At 73.8% G+C, this 24,568-nt stretch carries 20 protein-coding genes; 10 read left to right on the forward strand and 10 right to left on the reverse strand.

What is annotated here, in order from left to right:
- Positions 1 to 313 precede the first annotated feature (313 nt).
- Complete coding sequence (locus M3M55_RS08275; protein ID WP_249012348.1) at positions 314 to 1,030, forward strand: YciI family protein; 717 nt, start codon at positions 314 to 316, stop codon at positions 1,028 to 1,030.
- 53 nt (positions 1,031 to 1,083) lie between these two features.
- Complete coding sequence (locus tag M3M55_RS08280) at positions 1,084 to 2,322, forward strand: RNA polymerase sigma factor (protein ID WP_249012349.1); 1,239 nt, start codon at positions 1,084 to 1,086, stop codon at positions 2,320 to 2,322.
- Here M3M55_RS08280 and M3M55_RS08285 read toward each other — a convergent pair.
- Complete coding sequence (locus M3M55_RS08285; protein WP_249012350.1) at positions 2,285 to 2,779, reverse strand: helix-turn-helix domain-containing protein; 495 nt, start codon at positions 2,777 to 2,779, stop codon at positions 2,285 to 2,287. The genes M3M55_RS08280 and M3M55_RS08285 overlap by 38 nt on opposite strands.
- Before the next feature lie 57 nt (positions 2,780 to 2,836).
- Between M3M55_RS08285 and M3M55_RS08290 the strand changes: the two genes are divergently transcribed.
- Positions 2,837 to 4,300 (forward strand): DHA2 family efflux MFS transporter permease subunit, encoded by a 1,464-nt coding sequence (locus M3M55_RS08290; RefSeq protein ID WP_249012351.1) that lies wholly within the window; start codon positions 2,837 to 2,839, stop codon positions 4,298 to 4,300.
- 180 nt (positions 4,301 to 4,480) lie between these two features.
- Here M3M55_RS08290 and M3M55_RS08295 read toward each other — a convergent pair whose 3' ends face one another.
- The 5 genes from M3M55_RS08295 to recC all read right to left on the reverse strand — a co-directional run bounded on the left by M3M55_RS08295 (position 4,481) and on the right by recC (position 14,968).
- A complete protein-coding gene (locus M3M55_RS08295) occupies positions 4,481 to 5,737 on the reverse strand; it encodes an MFS transporter (RefSeq protein ID WP_249012352.1) in 1,257 nt (418 codons plus the stop codon).
- A 33-nt stretch (positions 5,738 to 5,770) separates the two neighbouring features.
- A complete protein-coding gene (locus tag M3M55_RS08300) occupies positions 5,771 to 5,962 on the reverse strand; it encodes a hypothetical protein (RefSeq protein ID WP_249012353.1) in 192 nt (63 codons plus the stop codon).
- Positions 5,963 to 6,087: 125 nt separating this feature from the next.
- Positions 6,088 to 8,046 (reverse strand): exodeoxyribonuclease V subunit alpha, encoded by a 1,959-nt coding sequence (gene recD / locus M3M55_RS08305; RefSeq protein ID WP_249012354.1) that lies wholly within the window; start codon positions 8,044 to 8,046, stop codon positions 6,088 to 6,090.
- On the reverse strand, positions 8,043 to 11,537 hold the full coding sequence (locus M3M55_RS08310; RefSeq protein ID WP_249012355.1) for a UvrD-helicase domain-containing protein: 3,495 nt from the start codon (positions 11,535 to 11,537) through the stop codon (positions 8,043 to 8,045). The genes recD and M3M55_RS08310 overlap by 4 nt, the downstream gene beginning before the upstream one ends.
- Entirely contained in the window at positions 11,534 to 14,968 is a 3,435-nt protein-coding gene (gene recC / locus M3M55_RS08315) for an exodeoxyribonuclease V subunit gamma (RefSeq protein WP_249012356.1), read from the reverse strand. The genes M3M55_RS08310 and recC overlap by 4 nt, the downstream gene beginning before the upstream one ends.
- Before the next feature lie 173 nt (positions 14,969 to 15,141).
- On the opposite strand from recC, the gene M3M55_RS08320 reads away from it, so the two are divergent.
- Positions 15,142 to 15,414 (forward strand): hypothetical protein, encoded by a 273-nt coding sequence (locus M3M55_RS08320; protein WP_249012357.1) that lies wholly within the window; start codon positions 15,142 to 15,144, stop codon positions 15,412 to 15,414.
- The gene (locus M3M55_RS08325; RefSeq protein ID WP_249012358.1) at positions 15,415 to 16,467 is read left to right on the forward strand and encodes an ArsB/NhaD family transporter; all 1,053 of its coding nucleotides are present in this window, start codon (positions 15,415 to 15,417) and stop codon (positions 16,465 to 16,467) included. It begins immediately after the preceding gene.
- Between the two features lie 72 nt (positions 16,468 to 16,539).
- On the opposite strand, the gene M3M55_RS08330 is transcribed toward M3M55_RS08325, so the two are convergent.
- Together M3M55_RS08330 and M3M55_RS08335 are read right to left on the reverse strand one after the other, a co-directional pair.
- Positions 16,540 to 17,505 carry a zinc-binding dehydrogenase gene (locus M3M55_RS08330; protein ID WP_249012359.1) on the reverse strand — a complete coding sequence of 322 codons (966 nt, stop codon included), beginning with the start codon at positions 17,503 to 17,505 and terminating at the stop codon, positions 16,540 to 16,542.
- Between the two features lie 106 nt (positions 17,506 to 17,611).
- Positions 17,612 to 18,751, reverse strand: a complete 1,140-nt coding sequence (locus M3M55_RS08335) for a hypothetical protein (RefSeq protein WP_249012360.1) — start codon at positions 18,749 to 18,751, stop codon at positions 17,612 to 17,614.
- A gap of 27 nt (positions 18,752 to 18,778) precedes the next feature.
- Here M3M55_RS08335 and M3M55_RS08340 point away from each other — a divergent pair, with 27 nt between their 5' ends.
- The 4 genes from M3M55_RS08340 (at position 18,779) to M3M55_RS08355 (ending at position 21,367) form a co-directional block, all read left to right on the forward strand.
- Positions 18,779 to 19,234 (forward strand): hypothetical protein, encoded by a 456-nt coding sequence (locus M3M55_RS08340; protein ID WP_249012361.1) that lies wholly within the window; start codon positions 18,779 to 18,781, stop codon positions 19,232 to 19,234.
- A gap of 6 nt (positions 19,235 to 19,240) precedes the next feature.
- Positions 19,241 to 20,080 carry an SDR family oxidoreductase gene (locus M3M55_RS08345; protein ID WP_249012362.1) on the forward strand — a complete coding sequence of 280 codons (840 nt, stop codon included), beginning with the start codon at positions 19,241 to 19,243 and terminating at the stop codon, positions 20,078 to 20,080.
- 272 nt (positions 20,081 to 20,352) lie between these two features.
- Positions 20,353 to 20,631 (forward strand): type II toxin-antitoxin system VapC family toxin, encoded by a 279-nt coding sequence (locus M3M55_RS08350; RefSeq protein WP_249012363.1) that lies wholly within the window; start codon positions 20,353 to 20,355, stop codon positions 20,629 to 20,631.
- A 295-nt stretch (positions 20,632 to 20,926) separates the two neighbouring features.
- On the forward strand, positions 20,927 to 21,367 hold the full coding sequence (locus tag M3M55_RS08355) for an SRPBCC family protein (protein WP_249012364.1): 441 nt from the start codon (positions 20,927 to 20,929) through the stop codon (positions 21,365 to 21,367).
- An 84-nt stretch (positions 21,368 to 21,451) separates the two neighbouring features.
- Here M3M55_RS08355 and M3M55_RS08360 read toward each other — a convergent pair whose 3' ends face one another.
- Positions 21,452 to 21,919, reverse strand: a complete 468-nt coding sequence (locus M3M55_RS08360) for a methylated-DNA--[protein]-cysteine S-methyltransferase (RefSeq protein WP_249012365.1) — start codon at positions 21,917 to 21,919, stop codon at positions 21,452 to 21,454.
- Positions 21,900 to 22,979: an LLM class flavin-dependent oxidoreductase gene (locus M3M55_RS08365; RefSeq protein ID WP_249012366.1), complete on the reverse strand. Its 1,080-nt coding sequence runs from the start codon at positions 22,977 to 22,979 to the stop codon at positions 21,900 to 21,902. Before M3M55_RS08365 ends, M3M55_RS08360 begins: the two co-directional genes overlap by 20 nt.
- A 122-nt stretch (positions 22,980 to 23,101) precedes the next feature.
- Here M3M55_RS08365 and M3M55_RS08370 point away from each other — a divergent pair, with 122 nt between their 5' ends.
- Positions 23,102 to 24,538 carry an acyl-CoA carboxylase subunit beta gene (locus M3M55_RS08370; RefSeq protein ID WP_249012367.1) on the forward strand — a complete coding sequence of 479 codons (1,437 nt, stop codon included), beginning with the start codon at positions 23,102 to 23,104 and terminating at the stop codon, positions 24,536 to 24,538.
- Positions 24,539 to 24,568: the final 30 nt, after the last annotated feature.

Consider the following 24,568-nt stretch of genomic DNA (forward strand, 5'->3'; position numbering starts at 1 on the left):
AGGAGGTCGCTGTCGGCGGCGATCAGCGAGGAGGGGAGAACGAGCGCGAGGGCGGCCGCCGCCAGGGCGAGCGGCGTGAGCTGCCGGGTGGCTGTTCTCAGGACACCGATGGTGGCCCCACGCTGTCAGGTGACGGTGTCCTGGGGAAGGGGGCCCGTTCGTCGTAGGGGTGAGATCTCTCACAGACGACCAAGGAGACAGTGATGAGGACACCCCGCCCACACCTCTACGCGCGCGCTCGCCGGATCGCGTCGCGCGTTGACGGCGCCCGCGAAACGATCTACGTTCGCCACTCCCCGATCGGAGGCTGGCGATGAACTACCTGATGCTCGTCTGCAGTGACGGGGAGCCGATCCCCGCCGGCACCGATGTCGGCGCGGAGATCGACGTCTGGATCGAACGGTGCGGCACCCAGCGGATCTACGGTGAGCCGCTCGCTCCCCCCGACCAGGCCAAGACGGTGCGGGTGCGCAACGCGATGACCCTGATCAGCGACGGCCCGTACGCGGAGACCAAGGAGTTCATCGCCGGCTTTGACCTGCTCACCTGCGCGGACCTCGACGCCGCCGTGACGCTCGCGGCCGCCCATCCGATCGCCCGGTTCCGGTCACTCGAGCTGCGCCCGTTCCCGACCGAGGTCTCCCTCGACGGGGCCGCTGAGGCGCTCGCGGCCGCGGTCGGCGAACCCGGTGAGCGGTTCCTGTTGATGTTCTGTGTCGACGGGATCCCGGAGGCCGAGGCGGTCGAGGCGGCGATCCACGCCCAGTCCCGGGCCTGGGGCGAGCAACAGGGCGCCGCGGACCGGCTCGTGTTCGGAAGCCCTCTCCAGCCGGCGGACACGGCGACGACGGTCCGGGTACGCGACGGTCAGACCCTATTGAGCGACGGTCCGTTCGTGGAGACGAAGGAGTTCCTCGCCGGGATCGCGATCCTCCGCTGCGCCGACCGTGACGAGGCGGTCGCCCTCGCCGCCGCCCATCCGCTCGCCGCCTTCCATCGCGTCGAGGTGCGACCGTTTCCGGAGGCCTGAACCCGTCGCGTGAGACGCCGGTCGAGACTGCCTTCCGGGAGGAGTGGGGTCGTGTGCTTGCCGCGACGATCCGCCGCCTCGGTGACTGGCACCTCGCCGAGGAGTGCGCCGCCGACGCCTTCGCGGCGGCGGCGGCGCGCTGGCCACGGGAGGGGGTGCCCGACCGGCCGGGGGCGTGGCTCACGACGGTGGCGGTCAACCGCGGCCGGGACCGCCTGCGCCGGGGCCGGCGCGGCGGCGAGCTGCTCGAGCAGATCGGGCGCGACCCGGGGCGGGCGACGGTGAGCCCCGGAGCGCACGAGATCGCCGACCTGGAGAACCCCGGCGCCACGGCGATCCCCGACGACCGGCTCGCCCTCATCTTCACCTGCTGTCACCCCGCCCTCGCCCTCGAGGCGCGGGTCGCCCTCACCCTGCGCATGCTCGGCGGGCTCAGCACGCCCGAGATCGCCCGCGCCTTCCTCGTGGAGGAGGCGGCGATGGCCAAGCGCCTCACCCGGGCCAAGGCGAAGATCGCCGCCGCGGCAATCCCCTACCGAGTCCCCGCCGAGGCCGACCTGCCCGACCGCCTGTCCGGGGTCCTCGCCGTCCTCTACCTGATGTTCAACGGCGGCTACCTCACCGCCGGCGGCGGTCAGCTCGTGCGCGTCAGCCTCTGTGAGGAGGCGATCCGGCTCACCCGGATCCTCACCGACCTGTGGGACCGTGACGGCGAGCCGCTCGGCCTGCTCGCCCTGATGCTCTTTCACCACTCACGGCGGGCCACCCGCGTCGACGCCGCCGGTGAGCTCGTGCGCCTCGAGGATCAGGACCGCAGCCGCTGGGAGGCACCGATGATCGCGGAGGCCCAGCGCGCGCTCGAGCGCGCGCACACCCTCGGTCCCGCCGGCCCGTACGGGCTTCAGGCGGCGATCGCCGGCTGTCACGCGCGGGCGGCGACGGCCGCGGCGACCGACTGGGGTCAGATCGCCGCCCTCTACGGCCAGCTCGCTCGGATCCTCGACACGCCGGTCGTCGCGCTCAACCGGGCGGTCGCCGTCGCGCTGTCCGGGGACCTCACCGGCGGGCTTACCCGCCTCGACGCGCTCGATGCCGACGGGACGCTCACCGGCTACCACCTGCTGCCCGCCGCCCGCGCCGATCTGCTCTGCCGGGCAGGTCGGGACCGGGAGGCCGCCGCCGCCTACCGCCGAGCGATCGGCGAGGCTCCCGCCGGCCCCGAACGCCGGTTCCTCCAGCGCCGCCTCGCCACCATCACCGCCGGCGGTGCAGCTCGATCTCCGACGCACTGACGGGATGACCGTCTGCGCAGGTGAGCGCGGCGTGTACAGGCGCGCCGCAGCCGGCGTGGCGGAGGCCGATCCGGGCGCCGCCGGCGAAGGTCCAGCGATCCCCCCAGTCAAACAGGGCGAGCAGCGCCGGCAGGAGGTCGGCGCCCTTGGCCGTGAGGTGATACTCGGCCCGGGTGCGTTGTCCAGGCTCACGGTAGGGCACCTTCTCCATCAGCCCGGCGTTGACGAGCTCACGCAGGCGCGCGGCGGCGACCGGGTCCGAGATCTGGGCGCGGTCGGTGAACTGATCGAACCGGGTCGCTCCGTAGAAGGCCTCACGGAGCAGCAGGAAGGCCGAGCGGGTCGCGACGACGTCGAGGGTCCGGCCGATCGGGCACTGGTCGTCGATCGGGGGCCAGCTCTCGCGCGCCGGCGTGTCGGCCGAGACCCGGAGAGTGGCGGGGGGTGATGCGTCCATGGCCGCAGTCTAGCTGACAGTTGCGTAGCTAAGTCAGCATGTGGTAGGGTCCTGGCTATGAACTCCCTAAGTCAGAGGGTTGGGGGAGCGGCACCGTCCCGCAACGCCTCGGCCCCACTCGTCCTCGTCATCGTCTGCGCCGGCGTCGTCCTCGCGAGCCTCGACCTGTTCATCGTCAACGTCGCCCTCCCGAGCATCGCCCGCGACCTCCATCAGAGAAACCTCTCGACCCTCTCCTGGGTGCTCAACGGCTACGCCATCCTCTACGCCGCGCTGCTCGTGCTGTTCGGGCGGATCGCCGAGCGCTTTGACCGCGAGCGTGGGTTCCTGCTCGGCGTGCTCATCTTCACCGCCGCCTCCGCCGCCTGTGGGCTTGCCCCGTCCCTCGGCGCGCTGATCGGTTGCCGGCTCGTCCAGGCCGTCGGCGCCGCCCTGATGACCCCGACCTCGCTCGGGCTGATCCTCGCCACCACCGCTCCGGAGCGCCGGCACTCCGCCGTCCGCACCTGGGCGGCGATCGGCGGGCTTGCCGCCGCGCTCGGGCCGGTGGTGGGCGGTCTCCTCGTCGCCGCCGGCTGGCGCTGGGTGTTCTTCGTCAACGTGCCGGTCGGAATCGTCGCCCTCGCCGTCGGGTGGTGGCGTCTGCCGCGGGTGCCCGGCCACCCGGTGGCCCCCCCGAACGCCGCCGGCGCACTCTTGGTGACCGCCGGGATCGGGGCGCTCACGCTCGGTCTCGTGGAAGGCAACGCCTGGGGGTGGGGCTCTCCCCGCGTCCTCGCCGCGCTCATCCTCGGCGCTGTCGCCGTCGCCGCGTTCGCGCGGCACACCCGCACCCGGCCAAATCCGCTGATCGATCCGGGGCTGTTCCGCGTGCGCAGCTTCTCCGGCGCCTCCGCGGTGTCGCTGACCTTCTCGGTCGCCTTCGGCGCGATGCTCCTGTCGATCGTCCTGTGGATGCAGAACGTGTGGGGGTGGTCGGCGCTGCACACCGGGCTCGCTTTCGCGCCGGGGCCGCTGATGGTCCCCGTCTGCTCGTTCCTGCTCGTCGGTCGGCTGATCGCCCGCTTCGGTCCCGGGCGGGTGATCGCCGTCGGGTCGCTGTTCTACGCCGCCGGGGTCGTCTGGTGGGCGCTCCGCGCGGGCCTGCACCCCGACTATCTCGGCCAGGTCCTCCCCGGCACGCTGCTGACCGGAATCGGGGTCGGCCTGACGATGCCGACCTTCATGGCGACAGGATCGGCGGCGCTCCCGCCGGCGGCGTTCGCGACCGGGTCGGCGGTTCTCAACATGCTCCGGCAGGTCGGCCTCGCCGTCGGGGTCGCGCTGTTCGTCGCCGTGCTCGGAACCCCCGCGGGCCGGTCCGCGCAGGCCGCCGGGTTCGAGCGGGCGTGGCTCGTGATCGCCGGCGCGGCGGTGCTGTCGGCGGCCGTCGGACGACTCGGCCTCGGCGCGGCGCCCCGCCCGGCCGTCGCCGCCGATGCGGTGTCGGCTCCGGTTGGTCCGTCGGTGGGGGTGAGCTGACCGGCGTGGCGGACGCGCTAGGGTTGAGGGACCGGCGGATCGCCCACTCGACCACGAGCCCTCGGGTTCAACCGGCGCCACGCGCTCGCCCCGTTCGCACGGAGAGGGCGGCCAGTCCCGGTGGTCGGGAGTGTCACGCCGCCCAGGCAGACACTCAATCAAGTCCTGGGACGTAGTAGTTCAGTGGTGATCCCTGACCGGCTGGCGTGGGGGTCGGGCTTGGTCCCGACCCCCACGTGTCGGCCTCCGCGCTTCGCCGTCGCCCCCGACGGTGCGGGTGGGCCGATCGTGGCGTCCCGCGATCACGGCGATCCCCAGCCCGAGCAGGGCGATCCCGGCGGCGGCGAGGTTCGGGGCGCCGTAGCCGAGGCCGGCGGCGATCACCGCACCCCCGACCCACGCCCCGACGGCGTTGGCGATGTTGAAGGCGGCGTGAAGGGAGGCGGCGGCGACGTTCGGAGCCCCACCGGCAAGGGAGATGATCCGCGTCTGCAGCGCGGGGAGCACCGCGAGGGCGCAGAAGGGGAACAGGAACAGGCCGCCGAGGGCGAGGACCGGGTTGTGGATCGCGAAGAAGAACAGCCCGGCGATCACCGCCTCGGAGCCGAGGGCGGCGTAGACCGTCGCCATCAGGGCCCGGTCGGCGAGGCGCGCCCCGACGAGGTTCCCGGCGGTCATGCCCAGTCCGAAGATCACGAGCAGCGGGGTGATCAGCGCCGGGCGGTAGCCGGCGAGGTGTGTCAGCATCGGAGTGATGTAGGAGAAGGTGCAGAACATCGCCCCGCCGCCGACGATCGCGATCGCCAGCGACAGCCAGATCCGCCGGTCGGCGAAGGCCCGTAACTCGTGGATGAGACGGACCGGCGGTCCGTCGGAAGTGCCCGTCGCGGCGGGAACGGTGAGGAGGACGGCGAGTGCGGCGATCAGCTCGATCGTGGCGACGAGCGCGAACGCGGCCCGCCAGCCGAAGTGCTGGCCGACGAGGGTGCTGAGGGGCACGCCGATCACGTTGGCCACGGTGAGGCCGGCGAAGACGATCGACATCGCGCTCGCGCGGCGGCCCTCGCTCACCATCCGTCCGGCGACGACGGAGGCGACCCCGAAGTAGGGTCCGTGAGGCAGGCCGGAGAGGAAGCGGACGACGAGCAGAGCCCCGAAGCTCGGCATCAGCGCCGAGGCGACGTTGCCGGCCGCGAGTAATACCGCGCCGAGGATGAGGAAGCGGCGGTGGGGAATCCACACGGAGACCGGCGTGAACAGGGGTGCGCCGACGACGACCCCGAGCGCGTAGGCGGAGATGAGATAGCCGGCGTGGGGGATCGAGACGTGCAGACCCGCGGCGACGTTCGGCAGCAGTCCGAGGATGACGAACTCGCCGGTGCCGATCCCGAATCCGCCGAGGGCGAGGGCGAGCAGCGCCCGTCGAGTCGGGCTCATCGCCGGGGCGCCGGGGCGGGCGCCCCTCGAGGCTCAGGCGCCGCTGCCGGGGCGCACACAGCGCCCGCAGATGCAGTGATGCCCGTGAACGGGGGAGACGGCGATGCCACGCATTGCCGGATGACGCTCGGGACCCCGTGCCGCCTCCTGAGCCTTGCTGGCGGGGGTGCTGACGGAAACGCGGGCACTGTGGGTGCGCGTGAAGAGCTGCCGGGGAGCGAACATTTACGGGACGTTAGTACGGACATCGGTCGGACGCGTTCTCCGGAGGGGTGCGATCGCCCCGATCGCGGCCATCTGTGTGGCATCTCACAGTGATCGCGATCACGGGAACGTGAGGGATCGTCCGCTCACGAGGACGGCTCCATGGCCGTGACCGTGGCGGGGAGGGTCCACAGCCGTGCGGCGAGCCCGGTGGCTCGGTGCACGGGCCGCTCGATCGCGGCGCGCACGGCCGACTCGCTGCCGAGGATCAGCAGCTCCCGCTGGGCGCGGGTCACCGCGGTGTAGAGCAGTTCGCGGCTCAGCAGCCGGGCCTCGGAGTCGGGGAGGACGACGAGGACGGTCGCGAACTCCGATCCCTGGCTCTTGTGGATCGTCGACGCGAACGCCGTCTGCACGGGACCCAGGCGGCTGGGGGTGACCGACACGGGCCCGCTCGCGGACGGGAAGATGGCGGTCGGCCCGTCCGCCGCCGTCGTGATGATCACGCCGCTGTCCCCGTTGAAGAGGCCGAGCTCGTAGTCGTTCTCGGTGACCAGCAGCGGCCGCCCCGGGTAGTTCGGCTCGGGGCTCCCGCCGAGTGCGTCCGCGAGCCAGCGCTCGCTGCGGTCGGTCCAGCCGTTGACCCCGTAGGGGCCGTGGCGGTGAGCACAGAGGATGCGCATCCGGCCGAGGGCGGTGAGCGCGGCGGACTCATCACCGGAGCGCGCCGCGCGGGCGAGCGTCCCGAAGGCGGCGAGCACCGCGTCACGCACCGTCGCCTCGGCCGCGGGGTGGGCGGCGAGGTCGGCGGCGTCGAGGTTGAGCCAGGTGATCGCTGCCGAGCCCGCGGTGAGGGCGGTGAGGGCCGCCTCGGCGTCACCACGACGGATCGCCGCGGCGAGGGCGGCGACCGGCGCGCCGAACCGGTGGCTGTGGGAGAGAACGATCACCCCGCTGCCGAAACCGCCGTGCACCGTGGCCCTCGGGGGCGGGTCGGCGCTCACCTTGGTGAGGATCGCGGCCATCGCCGGATCGACCACGGGGCCCGCGGCGGCCGGTCCGACGATGTCCCTCAGCACCGCGCCCGCCTCGATTGCCGAGAGCTGGTCCGGGTCCCCGACGAGCACGAGCCGGGCGTCGGCGCGGACGGCGTCGAGCAGGTGCGTGAGCAGGGACAGCGACACCATGGAGGTCTCGTCGACGATCACGATGTCGTGCGGGAGTGGGTGGGCGCTGTCGTGGCGGAAGCCGCCGGGGCCGCGCACCCCGAGGAGTCGGTGGATCGTCGAGGCGGTGAGGTTCTCCAGCCCCGCCGCGGCGATCGGGCTCAGGCTCAGCCCGGCCGTCTCTTGCCTGATCGCCTCCGTGAGCCGGGCGGCGGCCTTGCCGGTCGGGGCGCAGAGGGCGATCAGCGGGGCTGGGCGTCCCTGGTCGGCCGCGAGTTCGAGCAGCAGCGCGACGCTCCGGGCGACCGTCGTCGTCTTGCCGGTTCCGGGTCCGCCGGCGATCACGGTGAGACCGCGGAGGGCGACGGTGGCGGCGGCGGTGCGCTGACCCGGGTCGGCCGGGGCCGGAAACAGCGCGGCGATCCGGTCAGCCAACAGGGGCAGGCCGATCGTGGTGACCGGCTGGTGATCGAGCTCGGCGAGCCGTTCCGCGAGCGTCCGCTCCTGGCGGAAGTAGCGCTCGAGGAAGAGCCGCGAGCCGAGCCGCCGGAGCGGGGTGAGTGGCCCCGCGTCGGCCTCCCCGGAGCGGACGAGGAGGGTGCACGCCGCCACCGCGGCCGTCCAGGCGGCCGGGTCGGGCCACGGGAGCGTGGTGAGGGGAGGTGGGGTGTCGGTGTCGGGGTCGGGGTCGGCGGTCGCCGTCCTCGCGATCGTCGCGAGGTCGACGTAGACGTGCCCGAGGCGGGGGGCGCGCACGGCAAGGGCGGTGGCGAGGCTCACCGGCTCGGTGGCGGGATCGTTGGGGTCAAGACCGGCGAGGGAGATCAGTGTGGCGGCGATCCGGACATCGGCGGCATCGAGGACGCCGGACCGGTTGAAGATCTCGAGCAGGCCGCCGACGGCGACGGCCCGGGTGACGCCGTGCTCCTCCGCGGTCACCGGCCGGCCTCCGGTTCGCCGGTCGTGGCGCCGTCGAGGAGATCACTGAGGCGGCAGACGAGCGCGGCCGGTGGCCGGAGGGAGAACACGCCGCCGGTGCCGGTCGCCCCGGTCATCCCGCGGAGGAACAGGTAGTGCAGGCCCGCGAGGTCCCGGGCCGGGTCATAGTCCCGCAGGCGCCAGCGCAGAAGGCGGTGGAGGGCGACCGTGTAGAGGAGGCCCTGGAGCAGGTAGTGGCTGCGCTGCATCTCGAGCGCGAGCGCAGCGGGCGTGTAGCCCCGGGCGCTCAGCGCCACCCCGGGGGCGGCCAGCCAGTTCGTCTTGTAGTCGATCACGGCGAAGCGGGGGTGCCCGCCGGGCCCCGCCAGGCGCAGCACGAGGTCGATGCTGCCCGTGAGCGAGCCGCGCAGCACGGTCGGGCCGAGCTGGCGGTCGCTGAGCCGGGCACCGTAGCCCGCCAGCTCCGGAAGGGCCGTCTCCGCGGCGGTGATCGCCGCACCGACGGCGGCGAGGGTCGCCGCGACCGCCGAGCCGGGCGCGCCGTCTCCGGCGAGGGGAAGCTCGAAGGTGAGCTCATCCATCCGGTCGGCCGCCGGGACCTCGGCGAGGGCGATCCCGCCGAGGGCGTGAATTGGCGTCGCCAGGGCCGTCGCGAGCCCGGTCGCGACCGTCTCAACGGGACAGCCGAGGCTGCGAAGGCCCTGGGGTCCCGTGGCGTCTCTCAGCGCCCGGGCGAGCTCGGCGGGCAGGTCGGCGGCGGCGAAGTCGGCGCGGTCGAGGGCGCGATGAACGATCGTCCCGACCGCGGGTCCGAGCGCCATGTCGGTGAGGGGGAGCGTCGCCTCGACCGGCTCCGAGCCGTCGGGTGCGCCCGGCGGGACCGCGTGTCCGCTCCCGCCGGCGGTGAGCGGCCCCCTGTCCCGGGCCTCCGCCGCGGGGGTCGGCTCGTCCGTCAGCGTGCCCTCCTCGGGCTCGGAGGCGACGCACGCCTCGTGGGCGGCGGCGGTGAGCGCCGAGTAGGAGGTGCGCCGCCAGCTCGTGTCGATCCGCGCCGGCGGCCGGGCGCGTGAGAGGGCCCCCGGGTGGCGTCCGGGGGCGGACCAGCTCGGGGCCAGCGGTGGCGGCCCGGCGGACTCGACGGCGATCGCCGCCGGGTCCGCTGCGGCGGCGGTGAGTGCCGTCAGGGCGCTGCGCACCTCCGCGTCACTCGGCGTCGGCCGGCTGCTCCTGGCCGCGATCGTCCCGTCGGCGGCGCGAGCGAACAGCAGGCGGGTGAGGGCCGCATCGCGGGCGGCCCACGTACCGGCCCAGTGCACGACGGTACGGTGCCGCGCCCGGGTGAGGGCGACGTAGGCGAGGCGGAGTTGCTCGCCGCTGTCCTCCCCGAGCGCGACCCGCTCATTGGCGAGAAAGCCCGGTCCCCTGAGGGTGACGTCGACGGCACGCTGGTCGTCGCGATGGAACGTCACGGGCTGCTTGTCCCTCGGAGGCATCCGCGGGTCCCACAGGAACGGGCAGTAGACGACGGGCCACTCGAGTCCCTTGCTGCGGTGGATGGTGAGAACCTGGACCGCGGCGGCGTCGGAGTCCAGGCGCCGGGTCCGGTCATCGCCGTGGGCGCCCTCCCGGTCGGCGACGGCGATCCGCTCCCGCAGCCAGGCGGTGAGCGCCGAGAGGCCGAAGGGTTGTTCGACGCTGGCTCGATGCAGCAGTTCGGCGACGTGCTGGAGGTCGGTGAGCAACCGTTCTCCGCCGAGCCGACCGAGCGAGCGGGGCATCACCTGAGCGTCGGTGAGGACCGCGGCGGTCATCGCCGCCACTCCCGCCTCACTGAAGCGGCGCGCCCAACGGTGCAGATCGCGATGCAGCCCCTCGATCGCCGTCGGAGTTGCCCCCGCCAGCGCCGCGGCGTCCCAGCCGAGCAGCGGGGTCAGCGCGGCGCCCCGGGCGCGCAGGCTCGAGGTGGGCTGCTCGAGTGCCTCCAGCAGAGTCAGCCAGTGGCCGGCCGCGTCCGTGCCGAAGACGCTGCCGGCCCCGGCGATCACCGTCGGCACGCTGGCCGCCTCGAGGGCGGTCTGGGCCGCTGCGGCGTTGCGGTGCGTGTTGACGAGCACGGCGATGTCCCCGGGGGCCACGGGGACGGTCCCGGTGACGGCTCCGTTCCGGTCGCGCTGTTCGATCATCGCCCCGCTGTCGAGGAGCCTGACGATGTCAGCGGCGACGTCCTCGGCGACCGCGGTCCGGGCCGCCGACGTCACCGCGAGGCCGGTCGGCGTCAGCGTGAGGTGGCTGCGATCGAGCACCCGGAAGCGCAGAGCCGCCGGCTCGGGAGCCCCAGCGAGCCGCCCGCCGCGGTGGGCTGCCGTCGCCCCGACCCGGCGATAGATGATGTCGGGATGCCCGAGCCGGACCCCGCTGAAGAGCGCGTCGAAGCCGGCGAGAAGACGTTCGTCGGAGCGGTAGTTGACTCCCAGGGTGGCGCTCCTGCGGGCGGTCCGGGCCGCCCGCAGGTACGTGTGGACGTCTGCGCCGCGGAAGGCGTAGATCGCCTGCTTGGGGTCGGCGATGAGTACGAGGCGGCGCTCACCGTCGCCGAAGGCCTCCTCGACGATCCGCCACTGGGTCGGGTCGGTGTCCTGGAACTCGTCGATGAGCACGATCCGGTAGCGCGCGCGCAGCTGCGCCTTCGCCGCGGTGGCGTGCGGCCCAGTGAGGGTCGCGTAGAGGCGGCTCAGCAGGTCGTCGTAGGTGATCACGCCCAGGCGACGCTTGCGCTGCTCGAGGTCCGCCCGGACGCGGACGGCGAGCCGCCAGCGCATCCCCGCGTCCCGGTCCGTCGGCTCCTGCAGCGGATACAGCACCGCGTCCGGGTGTCTCACCGCCGCCCGGGCGATCGTCCCCGCCTCCGCGCGGCTCAACGGCGGTCTGCCCCGGTGGGTGAGGAAGCGACGGACATAGAGATCGTCGACGACCTCCTCGAGTAGATCATCGACGTGCTCGGTGAGCGTCGCCTCGGGTTCGAGGTCGCTGAGGGTGCCCAGCCCTGTGAGCACCTCATGGCAGAAGCCGTGCGTCGTGGCGATCGTCGCCGCGTCGAACTCGGCGAGCGCCCGGACGAGCCGCCGCCGCCGGCTCTCGAGAAGCTCGGGAGAGCCCGTGGCGAGCATCCGGTCGAGCTCGTCGCCACCGGTGACGGCGGCGCGCCCAACCGGGCCCGTCGCGGCGGCGAGAGCTGCGACGAGCCGCTGCTCGCTGAGGGTCAGTCGTTCCCGGACCCGCTCGCGCAGCTCGCCGGTCGCCATCCGTGTGAAGGTGACGAGCAGCATCTGCTCGAGCGGGACACCGTCGGCGACAAAGCGGGTCGCGAGGCCGGCGATCGTGTACGTCTTCCCCGTGCCGGCGCTTGCCTCCAGGACCGTGACCCCCGGGGGGATCTCGGCGAGCAGGTCGAATCGGTCCACCGTCGGTTCGGCGGCGGGTCGGTCGGTCACTGGGTGTCGATGCGTTCGCGGGTGGACAGGCCCTCCCACAGGCGGGGGGCGTCGGCGGCGAGGCCGGCGAGCGGCAGCTCCGCCCCGAAGCAACGGGCATGCTCAGGCTCGGCGTCCTCTCCGCGGGTTCTGGTGTTGTTGCTCCAGCCCGAGGTCCACGCCCCGAGCGCGGCCTGGTCGGCGTCGGTGCCGGCCGCGAGGGCGCGGACGTAGGCGTCGGCGGTGGCGGCCGGGGCGACGAACGGCCGCGTGAGACCCTCCTCGCGCAGGGCGAGCAGACGCTCGAGTTCGGCGACCGCCACCGCCCGTCGGCGGGTCGGGTCGGCACCGAGAGCGGGGATGTGGGCGATCGTCACCGCCCCCGAGGCCGAGCCCAGCTCGGCCCGGCCGATGGTCACCGCCTCCCAGGCGACGTCCGGGTGGGCGGCGGTGAGGGCGAGCAGGCGCACCCAGGCGGCCAGCCGCGCCCTCGCGTTCAGCCGCGCGTAGGTGACGCTCAGCAACGTGCGGTCGTGCACGTTGGCGACCGTCCCGGTGAGCCGCCGGTCGGCGGACAGGGGGACGGTGCTCTGGAAGGTCCGCGGGTCCGCGTTCACGGAGGCGCGCGCCCGCTGTGCGACGACGGCCACATGCCCGCTGACTCGCTCGACCACCGGGCGACCGAGTTCCCCGGGGGGAAGGAGCCCGCGGGCGATCTCCGCGTCGATCGCCTCCGCCGGGTCGGCACCCGCGAGCGCGGCCTCCAGCAGCCGCTGGCCGACCCCGTAGCGGTCGAGCCCGTCGAACTCGACCGCGAGCGCATCGGACATCTCGTCCTCCCAGCGAGACACCGACACGCCAAGGCGTTGGCGCAGGAAGGCGCGGGCCGGCCGCTGGGCGAAGGCGACGAGGTCTTCGAGGCTCACCACCGGCTCGACCGGGGGTGGCGGGAGCGGGGCGGGGAGGAACCCGGGGGCCGCCGTGGCCGGCCCCCGGCTGAGGGCACACGCTCCCGCGAGGGCGTCCGCGTCGAAGCTCCACGCCCCGTCGAGCGGCACCGACCCCCCCGGGTCGGCTGACCCCCCCGCGCGGGCTGGGGCCGCCGTGCCGGCTGGGGTCGCCGTGCCGGTCGCGCCTCCGGTGAGCGCCGGGTCGATCGCACCGGCCTGGAAGTTGCGCGGGTCGAAGCGCTGGAGCGGGTGACGGATCAGCACGCTGTCGCGCCCGCCGTGGGCCGTCGCCTCGATCACGTCGAGGAGCTCGCCGACCGGGACGGCGGGGGGGAGCGGCGCGTTGGTGCGCTCGTCGTGACCGCTGTAGGTGATGATGAGCGCCTCCTCCGCGGCCATCAGAGCGTCGAGCAGCAACTGGCGATCCTCGGAGCGGGCGTCCCGGTCTCCGACGTGGGGATCGGCGGCGAGCAGGTCGTCCCCGTCATGGGTGCCGTGGCGGGGAAAGGTGCCGTCATCGAGGCCGAGCAGGCAGACGACCCGGTGGGGGATCGAGCGCATCGGGTGCAGCGTGCACACGGTGAGATGCCCGGTGCGGAAGTTCGCCCGGGTCGGCCGGCCCTGCAGGCGGGCGCCGAGGAGAGCGCGTGCCTCCCCGGCCGACAGGGGGAGGTCGGCCCCCCCGGCGTCCTCGAGCGCCCGGTCGAGCAGCCGGCTGAGCTCCTCCCGCTGCCAGGGGGCACCGTCGGCGGGCAGCGCGAGACGGTCGACGGCGGTCATCAGCGCCTGCACCCACCCCTCCGGTGAGTGGGGGCCGCGGAGGTCGGTGACCGCGACCCGGAGCCGCTCGACGATCTCCGCGAGCGTGCCGGCGAGTCCGATCTCGGCGCTGTCGATCTCGGCCACCGCCAGCGCCGGCCCGACCCGGTCCGTGCCGCCGGGAGCGACCGCGACGCTCAACAGCAGCCGCCTCAGCCCCTGCGCCCACGTGCCCGCCTCGATCGCGCCCAGTCCCCACGGTTCCCGGTGCGCGCCGTCGAGGCCCCAGTGAATCGCCGCGGCGACGACCCAGCTGCGCAGATGCGCGACGCTCTCTCCGTCCAGGTGGAAGCGGTGCCGCACCGGGGGGGCGTCGATGAAGTCGAGCACCTCCGAGGCGGTGAGCCGCGCGGCGGTGAGCTCCAGTAGACGGGCGGCGACATCGAGCAGCGGGTTGGTCTGGCGCAGGCTGCGGTCGGCGAGGCGCACCGCCAGCGTCGGCCCGCCCGGCTCGGGATCGCTGAAGACGGCCTGGATGAGCGGCGCGAACTCCTCGACGTCGGGACACATCACGATCACGTCCCGCGGCTTGAGGGTCGGATCGGCAGCGAACCGGTGCAGGATCGCCTCCCGCAGGACGGCGACCTGGCGGGCGCGCCCGTGACAGGCGTGGACGCGGATCGAGCGGTCCCCCATCGCCGGGACGATCCGGCCGTCCACGGCGCCCGCATGCGGCGGCGGGCCCGGCGGGGACCGGTCGGCACGGATGTCGGCCTGGAGGCGGCCCAGCAGCGTTCCGGAGCCGGGCGCGTCCGCCTCGGTCGTGCCCGTCTCGGTCGTGCCCGTCTCGGTCGTGCCCGTCTCCGGGGTGAGGTCGCGGGACTCGACTCCGCTGAGGAGGAGCTGCAGCTCACGGACATCGCGGCCCCAGGAGGCGAGGAGGCGGTGGGCGACGGAGTCGACGGAGCCGTCCTCGGCGCGGCGCAGAGGACGGGGTGGGGACGTGCCCGCGAGGGTCCGCCACAGCGCGGGGGAGGGGTGCAGCAGCATCAGATGGACGGCGCGGCCGGCGGCGAGGGCCTCGAGGATGGCCATGTGGGTCCCGGCGAGGCGGGTGAGACCGAAGCACGCGATCCGCGGCGGCAGTCCGACGATCTCCGGGGTCTCCCGCAGCCGCGCGCACGCGTCAGCGAGTCGCTCGGGCAAGCTCGGGACCCCGAGCCGGTCACGCAGGCGCCGCCACAGCTCGGGCTGCCAGTGTTCCCCGCCCGACCCCGCCGCCCACGCGCGGACCATCTCGGGGCGGTGAAGGCCATAGTGGTCAAACAGCGCCGCCACCCGGGCGACACGCAGATACCGGTTCGACGTCTCACCGTGCAGATGTCGGGCCAGCGGGGCGAGCCACGGCTCCTCTGCGAGCTCCTCGACGAGCCCGAGCAGCGGCCAGATGAGCCGCTCGGGCGGCCACGGGTCGGCGTCGCCGTCCTCTCCGCCGGCGGCGGAGAGGACGGCGTGCAGCAGGCGCCCCGGCGTGGGGAAGTCGACGGCGGCGCACACCCCGTCGGCGCGCCCCGGTGCGGTCCCGAGCCGCTGGGAGAGTTCCTGGGTGAGCCACCGCTCCATCCCGGGGGTCGGAACGGCCACGACTTCGCGGGCGAACGGGTCAGCCGGCGTGTCGGCGAGCAGCTTGGCGAGGGTGTCGACGAGCGCGTCGGCTCGGTCGGAGCGGTGCAGGAGGAGCATCGGTTCGCCCCAGAGCGTGGCGCACGCGGCGGTCGTCTGTGACCGGTTCCCCGCCCCACCGGCCCGACGCGGCCGACGAGGGGGGACAAATGCGTTCCCACGACGCATTTGTCCCCCCTCGTTCCCGTGACCCCCGTGCGGACCGCCCGACCGCGCCTCTACCCTCAGCGACCATGCGGCTCGAGGGGATCGAGACTGGAGACATCGTCGAGGTTGACCGGCTCGGGCGCCGCTTTCACGCCCTCGTCTCCGGCAACGCGCCGGGCGGACTGGCGATCCAGCCACTGGACCGGCGCGTGAGCTACCGCAGCTGCCGGGCCCGCGAGGTCGTCACTCACTGGTCCCGGCGCGGCCGGCCGGTGACGAGCACCGAGCCGCTCAAGCCCCAGGTCCTCCAGCTCGAGCTCGATCTCACCGACCGGCCGAGCCCCGACGCGGCCGGCTGAGTGCTCGATGCCGCCCTCAGCCAGGCGTGGCCGCCGTTCGTGCTCGTCGCCGCGCTGCTCGTCCTCGGCGCGATCGCCCATCGCGACGGCGTGTTCGTCCGCCTCGGCGCCCGCCTCGAGACCCTGCCCGGGCCCGCCCCGGTCCTGTTCGGCGCCGCCTGCCTGCTGATCGCGATCGTCACCGCGCTGCTCAACCTCGACACCGCCGTCGTCTTCGTGATGCCCGTCGTCGTCCTCGCCGCCCGCCACCGCGGCCTCCCCGAGCGGCCGTTCATCTACGCGGCCCTGGTGATGGTCAACGCCTCCTCCCTGTACCTGCCCGGCTCGAACCTCACCAACCTGCTCGTCCTCGCCGGCCAGTCGCTGCCGGGATCCTTCGCCGCCCGGATGCTCGCCCCCGCGCTCGTGGCGACGCTGCTCAGCGCCGGCGGGCTCGCCGTCCTCTTCCGCGCCGACCTCCGCGAGCGACGGCGCGACCGGACCGCCGGCTCGGTCGTCCACGCCGCCGAGGGCACCCTCACCGGGCTTGGCGCGTTCGGCGCGCTGCTCGCCGCCGCGCTGATGGTGCTGTTCACCAACCCGGCCCTCCCCGTCCTCGCCCTCGCCGTCCTCCTGTCGGCGCTGACCGCTGCCCGGCGGCGGCTCGCACCCCGCGAACTGGTGGCCGCCGCCTCCCCGCACGTGCTCGCCGCGATCTTCACCGTCGCGGTCGGCCTCGGCGTCCTCGCCCGCGCCTGGAACGGGCCCGCCCACCTGCTCGCCCACGCCGGCCGGGCCGAGACGGCTGCGATCGCCACGCTCGCGAGCGTCCTGGTCAACAACCTGCCCGCCGCGGTGATGCTGTCGGCCCAGCCGATCCCGCACCCCCAGGCGCTCCTGATCGGCCTCAACCTCGGCCCGAACCTCGCCGTCACCGGGGCACTCGCCGCCTTCCTGTGGATGCGCACCGCCGCCCGGATCGAGGCGCCCACGAGCGCGCGCACGCTCAGCCGGATCGGGATCGTGCTCGCGCCGGTGGCGATCGCCGGGGCCCTCGCGGTCTCCGGGGGCTGAAACGGCCGGGCGCCGGGGTGTGGGGACCGCCTCACGGGGCGGTCCCCACAACAGAACGTGTCGGCGGCGCGCCTAGAACTCGAAGACGATCTTGCCGTTCACACCGCCGGCGGCGAGGGCGGCGAACCCCTCCCGCGCCTCGCGGATCGGCAGCACCCGGTCCACCGCCGGGCGGATGTCGCGCTCGAGGCAGAAGCGGATGAGGCGGGCGAGCTCGTCCCGGGTGCCCATCGTCGAGCCGACGACCGACAGCTGCAGGAAGAAGATCCGGCTCAGCTCGGCCGGACTCGCGTCCCCGGTCGTCGCCCCGGAGATGACGAGCGTGCCGCCGGGCTTGAGCGAGCGGATCGAGTGGCCCCACGTCGCCCGGCCGGTCGTCTCCATCACCAGATCGACCCGCTCGGGGAGGCGCGCGCCGCTGTCGAAGGCGGCGTCGGCGCCGAGGCTGAGGGCGAGCTCGCGGCCCGCCTCGGTCCGGCTCGTCACCCAGATCCGCGCGCCCGCCCGGGAGCCGAGCACGATCAGCGCGCTCGCGACACCCCCGGAGGCGCCCTGGACGAGGACGGTCTGGCCGGGGACGACCCCGCCGCGGGTGAACAGCATCCGGTAGGCGGTCAGCCACGCGGTCGGCAGACAGCAGGCGTCGGTGAAGGACAGCTCCGGCGGCTTGGGGATGAGGTTCTGGGCGGGGACGGCGATCCGCTCGGAGAACGTGCCCGGGTGGATCTCCGACAGCAGCGACCGGCGCGGGTCGAAGGTCTCATCGCCGCTCCACCCGGGACTGGAGATGACCGCGTGGACGATCACCTCGTTGCCGTCCTCATCGACGCCGGCCGCATCGCAGCCAAGGGTCATCGGCAGCCGCTCGGCGGGGAGGCCGACCCCGCGCAGGGACCAGAGGTCGTGGTGGTTGAGCGAGGCGGCGCGGACGGTGACGGTCCGCCAGCCGGCCGGGGGTTCGGGGTCGGGTCGCTCTCCGATTCTGAGTCCGGAGAGGGGATCCTCGGGGTTGATCGACTCTGCGTAGACGGCAAGCATGGGGGGGACGCTAGCGAGATCGCGGGCGCCTCGCGCGCGGTGCCGGACGGCCGGCGGGTCCGGCCGGGGATGGGAGCCCCACGCGGGCCTCGCCCGGTCCGCGCTGTCAGGGCCGGCCGTTCAGCACGAGCGTCACAGCGGTGCCGCTCGGGGCGAGCTCGGCGACCCCGCCGTCGACGGCCGCCCACGCGACCGTTCCGCGGCCGAGGGGCCGCTGGAACGGGCTGACCTGCAGCCCGGAGAGACGGCACCCGTCAGCGGCGAGATAGGCCAGCGCGGCGGAGACGGTGACGCCGGTGAGCGGATCGAGCTCACAGCCGCCGGTGACGACGCTGACGGGCGGGTTCGCGAGCGCGTCGGTGACCGGGTAGGTGAGCGTGCGGGCCCCCAGGCCGGGGACGCTGAACCGGAACGTGGTGGCGTCCGAGGTGCACGGGGACGGGCTGAGCGAGATCGTCTCGGAGGCGGGGGTGCCCGCCGGCACCGCGGTGGGCGGCTCGGTGCTCGTGCTGCCGCAGGCGAGGCGGGTCGTCGTGTAGGTGAACCGGTGTCCACCGGAGATCGCGGTCATCATCAGCCCACCGTGGCCGGCGCCGGCGCCGGTGAGGTTCGACACCGACGCGGCGAAGACGCCGTTGAGGACCGGGATCAGGGGGCTGGCGACGAGCCGGGCGCCGGCCCGGACGGGACTGCGATGGTGGCGGTGACGGTGGGTGCTCGCCGGCGCGGTGCCCGGGGAGGATCCCAGCCAGATGCAGGCACGGGCGGCGGGCCCGGCCGGCAGACGGACCCCGCTCCCGGAGGCGAGGAAGGTGCCGCCCGCCCCGCCGCCGTCGGGGGTGAACGGTGTGACCTGGCGGGCCGAGTCGGCGGCGGAAAAGAACGCACCGAAGGTGAGGAACGGGCGGTGGGAGGCGGCCGGGGTGGCTCCGCAATGCCCGCCGGCTGAGATGACGCCGACGTAGGCGTTCGCGCCCGCGGCGCCGCGGGACCGCGGCCGGCCGGCGATCAGCGTGAGGGTCTCGGGACGGCCGGAGACGGGCAACCACTCTGGGGCCGCCGGGCCGACCGAGACGCTGAAGTGGCCGGGGGAGAGGCTGAGCAGCGCCCGTTCCGGTGGCCGTCGCAGGGGGTGGGCGGCTGCCGTCAACGCCCCCACGCCGGCGAGCAGCGCCAGCAGCAGGGCCAGGGTGAGCACCGGTGGGCGGAGGCGGGCGGGACGGACGGGGAGCAGGTGACGTGGCATGGCGGGCTTCTCTGACGCTAACGGGTGGTGGGGCGGATCGTTGCGGGGATCGCCGGGGTGCGCGTCTGGCTACAGGACTGCGACAAATCGACTACGTTCCCCGGAATGCGCACCCTCCGCTCCCTCTGTGGCCCCAGCTTCGTCTTCATCGGGTTGCTCCACTTCGCCGTGCCCGAGCCGTTCGAGCAGATCGTCCCCCGCTACCTGCCCGCCCACCGTGAGCTCGTCTACGCCAGCGGGGTGGCGGAGGTCGCCGGCGGGCTCGGGCTGATGGTTCCGCCGACCCGCTCGCTCGCCGCCCGCCTGTTGATCGCGACGCTGATCGCCGTCTTCCCGGCGAATGTGGAGATGGCCCTCCATCCTGAGCGGTTCCCGAAGATCCCGGGTGGCAAGCGCACCCTGATCGCGCGCCTGCCGCTGCAGGCGGCCTTCATCGCCTGGGTGCTCGCCGCCGCCCGGTCCACCCCGGCCGCCCAGGCCTGAGCACCGATGGCCGACTCCGCCCACGCGCAGTTCACCGGCCGGGTGTGCGTGATCACCGGCGCCGGATCGGGGATCGGCCGGGCCCTCAGCCTCGCCCTCGCCGCCCAGGGGGCACGGCTCGCGATCTCTGACATCAACCTCGCCGCCGTCGAGGAGACCGCCACCCGCGCGACCGCGGCCGGTGCGGCGGAGGTGCACGCCTACGCCCTCGACGTCGCCGACAAGGCCGCGCACCTCGCGAGCGCCGAGGCGGTGATCGCCCGCTTCGGCGCGATCCACCTCGTCATCAACAACGCCGGGGTGGCGGTGTCCAAGAACGTGCTCGAGATGCCGCTGGAGGACTTCGAGTGGCTGATGGGGATCAACTTCTGGGGGGTCGTCTACGGCACCTACGCCTACCTGCCGGCGCTGATTGCCTCCGGGGACGGCCACCTCGTCAACATCTCCAGCCTGTTCGGCCTGCTCGCCGTCCCGACCCAGTCGGCCTACAACGCCGCCAAGTTCGGCGTCCGCGGCTTCACCGAGGCACTGCGCCAGGAGATGCTGATCGCCAAGGAGCCGGTCAAGGTCCACTGCGTCCATCCGGGCGGGGTGAAGACGAATATCGCCCGCTCGGCGCGGGCCCAGCCGGGCGTCAGCGCCGAGGAGATGGGCCGGCGCTTTGAGAAGATCGCCCAGCTCACCCCCGAGCAGGCGGCCGCGATCATCCTCCGCGGGGTGCGCCGCGGCTCGCCGCGGATCCTCGTCGGCAATGACGCCCGTGCCCTCGACCTGCTCGTGCGGGTGCTCGGGCCGGGGTATCAGCAGATCGTCAGTCGCAGCGCCGCGCGGTTCAACCCGTCCTGAGGACGGGCGGGGCCGGGCGGGCGGTGCGGATCGCATCGATCGCCACCGCGGCGGCTCCGTCGGATCCGCTCAGGCCGTTGAGGATCTCGCCCGCGAGCGAGATCGCGCTTGATCGTCAGCGACGCCTCCGTCCTCGCCACCGTGGTCGGTGACGCCGGTGACGCCGGTGACGCCGGTGACGCCGGTGACGCCGGTGATTTGACGCCGGCCGTCGCGCCCACAATGAGCTGCGCGGGACCGACGGCAACCTCGCCGCCCCGGATCTCCTCGACGTGGAGACGGCGGCGGTCCTGCGCAAACGGTGGCTGGCGGGAGGCCTGTCACAGCGGCGCTTCCAGCTCGCCGTCGATGACCTCACCCAGCTCGACATCGAACGGCTCCCGACCCTCCCCCTCATGCCCCGCGCCTACGAACTGCGGGCCAACATCACGCCCTGTGACGCAGCCTACGTCGCCCTCGCGGAGATCCTCGACTGCGAGCTGCTCACTGCCGACCGGCGGCTCGCCACCGCGGCCGGGGCGGGGTGTGGCTTCCGGGTGTTGGGCGCCTAACCCCGCCGGCCCCCGGGGGGGCGGGACGCGGCCGAGCCGCGCAGGCGGATCCGCCTGCCCAGCTCGCCTGAATCCGTGGGAAAGGGACGGGCGGAGGCATTCAGTGACGGGGTGATCGCGATCCTCATCACGCTTTCGCCGACCGGTTCCTCGGGGCCGCCGGTCCAGATGATCGTCGCGCCAATCGGGTTTGCCCCCGACCCCCGGGTCGAGAGCCCCCTCGCCGCCGAGCCGGCCCGGTGGGAGGCCGAGGCCACCGTCACGGGCGACCTGCGAGCCAATAGTGTCTGGGCCCATGAAAGATCTGCACGCCACCGTCCGGGGCACCGCTCGCCAGGCTCCGTCCGCGGTCTACGCCTTCCTCGCCGACTTCAGCCGTTACCCCGCCTGGTATCCGAGCGGGGTCAAGACGGCCGACCTCACCGCCCCCGACCGGGGCCGGTGCGTGCTCGCCCTCACTCAGGGCCCGATCCAGCGCGACTTTGACATGGAGATGGCGATCGAGACGATCCCCGAGTCGTCGATCACGCTGCGGCGGCTTCCCAAGAGCGCCGATGACCGGGAGCAGCTGGCGGTCACCTGGCGCCTGGAGCCGCGGGCGGGCGGGGCCGAGACGGAGCTGAGCGCCGAGTTCGCCGCCCGCCTGTCCATCCCCGGCTGGCTTCCGCTCGGCGGCGTCGAACGGGCGATCCCCCAGGGGTTCCTCGACGCGGCCCTGGCGGCCCTCAACCGCTGAACCGAACCGGATCGTCTGGGGGAGACCCGAGCGGCGGCGTCGTTTGGTGGAGCCCCGGCCGGCGGGCGAGTCGGCACGAACGACTCAGACGAGCGCGAGCCGGCCCGCCTCGAGGTCGAGCAGTCGCCGCTTGGTCTCCAGCCCGCCGCCGAAGCCGACCAGTCGGCCGTCCGCGCCGATCACCCGGTGGCAGGGGACGATGATGACGACCGGGTTGGCGGCGTTCGCCGCCCCGACCGCGCGGGCCGCCCGCACGCCGGTGCGTTCGCACGCCCGGGCGGCGATCTGCCCGTAGCTGCGGGTCTCTCCGTAGGGGATGCTCACCAACTCGGACCACACGCGCCGCTCCCAGTCGGTTCCGGCGAGATCGAGCTCGAGGGTGAAGGTGCGGCGCTCACCGGAGAAGTACTCACGCAACTGGCGGCGGACCTCGGGGAGGGCGCCGTCGTCTTCAGCGCCCCCCTGCGCCCCGAAGGCGAGCCCGACGAGCCACCCGTCCCGGGCGCGGGCGGTGAGCGGACCGACGGGGGAATCAATCAGCGTGGAGATCATGTCCCACCAACGCGGGAGATACCGACCGTGTGAGATCGGCGGAACCCTCCCGAGGTGTGAGATCGCACGCTTCGGCGATGAGCGCGTAGGAGTGCAGCCGGGCGAGGTGGTCGTAGGTGATCGTCACGACCATCACCTCGTCGGCGCCGTAGCCGGCGGCGGCGCTCTCAAGGCCCGCCCGGACCTGGTCGGGTGTGCCGATGATCGCGCGCCGTCCCGGAATCCACGCCTGGTCGCCCTCACCCTGGCGCTCGAGGTAGGCGAGAGCGGTCTCCGGTGTGGGCACCTTGATCAGCCGCCCCTGGCGGAGGAGACGGAAGGTCATCCGGGAGGAGGCGGCGAGCCGGCGGGCCTCCGCCTCGGTGTCTGCGCACACCGCCCAGACGGCGACGCCGACCCGGGGCTGGCGGTCGGCGGGATGGCCGGCCGCGGCCCAGTGCTCCCGGTAGGTGGCGGCGAGCGCCTCCGAGTGGGGGCTGATGAAGTCCGCGAACATATACGGAAGCCCGAGCTGGCCCGCCCAGATCGCGCTCTGGGGGGAGGAGCCCAGCAGCCACGGCTCCGGCCGTTCGGGCAGGCCCGGCAGGGTGGCGGCGAGGCGTGCGAAGGGATGGTCGGCGGGCAGGTCGTCGTTGAGGTAGGCGAGCAGCTCGCTCAGCTGATCGGGGAAGTCGTCGGGGGCGGCCTGGCGGCGGTCGCGCTGGAGCGCGTAGGTGGTGAGCGGGTCGGTCCCCGCCGCCCGTCCGATGCCGAGGTCCACCCGCCCGGGAAACAGGCCGGCGAGGATCGTGAAGGTCTCGGCCACCTTGAGCGGGCTGTAGTGAGGGAGCATGACCCCGCCGGACCCGATCCGGATTCCGTCGGTGGCCGCGCCGAGGCGGGCGATGAGGACCTCAGGGGAGGCGCCGGCGAGCATCCCGCCGCCGTGATGCTCGGCGACCCAGTAGCGGTGGAAGCCGAGTTCGTCCGCGAGGGACGCGAGCTCGACCGAGTGGGCGAGGGCGTCCGGACCGGCCTGGCCCTCGGAGATCGGAGACTGATCGAGAACCGAGACGCGCACCTACGAAAGGTTAGTGCAGGGTTATGTCGAACCCCTTCCGCGACGTCGCGGACCCCCCGACCGGCGGGTTTGTCCTCCACCCAGGTGGAACCAGCCGGACCGGTTGGTGAATGTATCTGCAAATGGCCGTCCTCGCTGACACCCACCTCACTCCGCGCCACCTCACTCCGCGCGAGCGCCTCGAGGCGCTCTGTGACCCCGGCAGCGTCGAGCTGATCCGCACCGAGGTCACCTCGCTCAAGCTCGGCGACCGGGCCGCGGCCGGTGACGGCGTCGTCGGGGGCGCCGGGCTCGTCGGCGGTCGCCCGGTGTTCTGCTACGCCCAGGATCAGAGCTTCCTCGGGGGCTCCCTCGGTGCCGCTCACGCTGACACGATCGTGCGCATCCTCGAGCTCGCCGGCCGTTCCGGGGCGCCCGTCGTCGGGTTCGTCGGCTCCGGGGGCGCCCGCATGCAGGAGGGGGTCGCCGCGCTCGCCGGGTACGGCCGGATCTTTCGCGCGACCGTTGCGCTCACCGGCAAGGTACCCCAGATCTCGATCATCTCCGGGCTGTCGGCCGGCGGCGGCGCGTACTCGCCGGCACTGACGGATTTCATCATCATGACCCGCTCCTCGAGCATGTTCCTCACGGGGCCCGGCGTTGTCCGGGAGGCGATGGGCGAGGACGTGAGCGCCGACGAGCTCGGCGGGCCCCGTGTCCACGAGCGCAACGGCGTCGCCCAGTTCGTCGTCGCCGACGAACTCGCCGCGGCGGGCACCGCCCGCGACCTGATCGGCCTGCTCGCCGACCGGCGCGCCGGGGCCGGCGAGCCGACGCAGACCGTGTACCGGGAGGCGGCTGCCGGGGGGATGGCGATCGACCCGAGCGCGACCGTGCCGGCCTCCCCGCGCCAGGTCTACGACGTCCGTGACGTGATCGCCTCGATCGTCGACGCCGGCGAGTACCTCGAGGTGTGCAGCGGCTGGGCTCGCAACCTCGTCACCGCCTTCGCGCGGCTGGACGGCCGCACGGTCGGGATCATCGCCAACCAGGCCCGCTACCTCGGCGGGGTCCTCGACTCGGACTCCTCCGCCAAGGGCGCCCGGTTCGTCACCCAGTGCAACGACTTCGGCATTCCGATGATCGTGCTCGTCGACACCCCCGGGTTCATGCCCGGCACCCGCCAGGAGGCGTCCGGGGTGATCCGGCACGGCGCGACCCTCGTTCGCGCGTTCGCCGCCGCGACCGTGCCGCGGGTCACCGTCATCCTGCGCAAATCCTTCGGGGGCGCCTACATCACGATGAACTCCAAGGAGCTCGGCGCCGACTACGTCTTCGCCTGGCCCCAGTCCGAGCTCGGGGTGATGGGCGCCAAGCCGGCGGTCGGGATCATTCACCGCCGCGCCCTTGCCGGGGCCGACGATCCCGAGGGGCTGCGCGAACAGCTCGCCGCCGAGTACGCCCGCGAGCACCTCGCGCCGAGCACCGCCGCGGCGATGGGAGCGATCGACGAGATCATCGAGCCCGTCGACACGCGCCGGCGGCTCAGCTGGGCGCTGCGGTCGCTCCGCACCCACTGACGACCCCGCACGCAGGCCATCGCCGGTTTC

Source organism: Conexibacter sp. DBS9H8 (assembly GCF_023330685.1).
Classification (GTDB): Bacteria; Actinomycetota; Thermoleophilia; order Solirubrobacterales; family Solirubrobacteraceae; genus Palsa-465.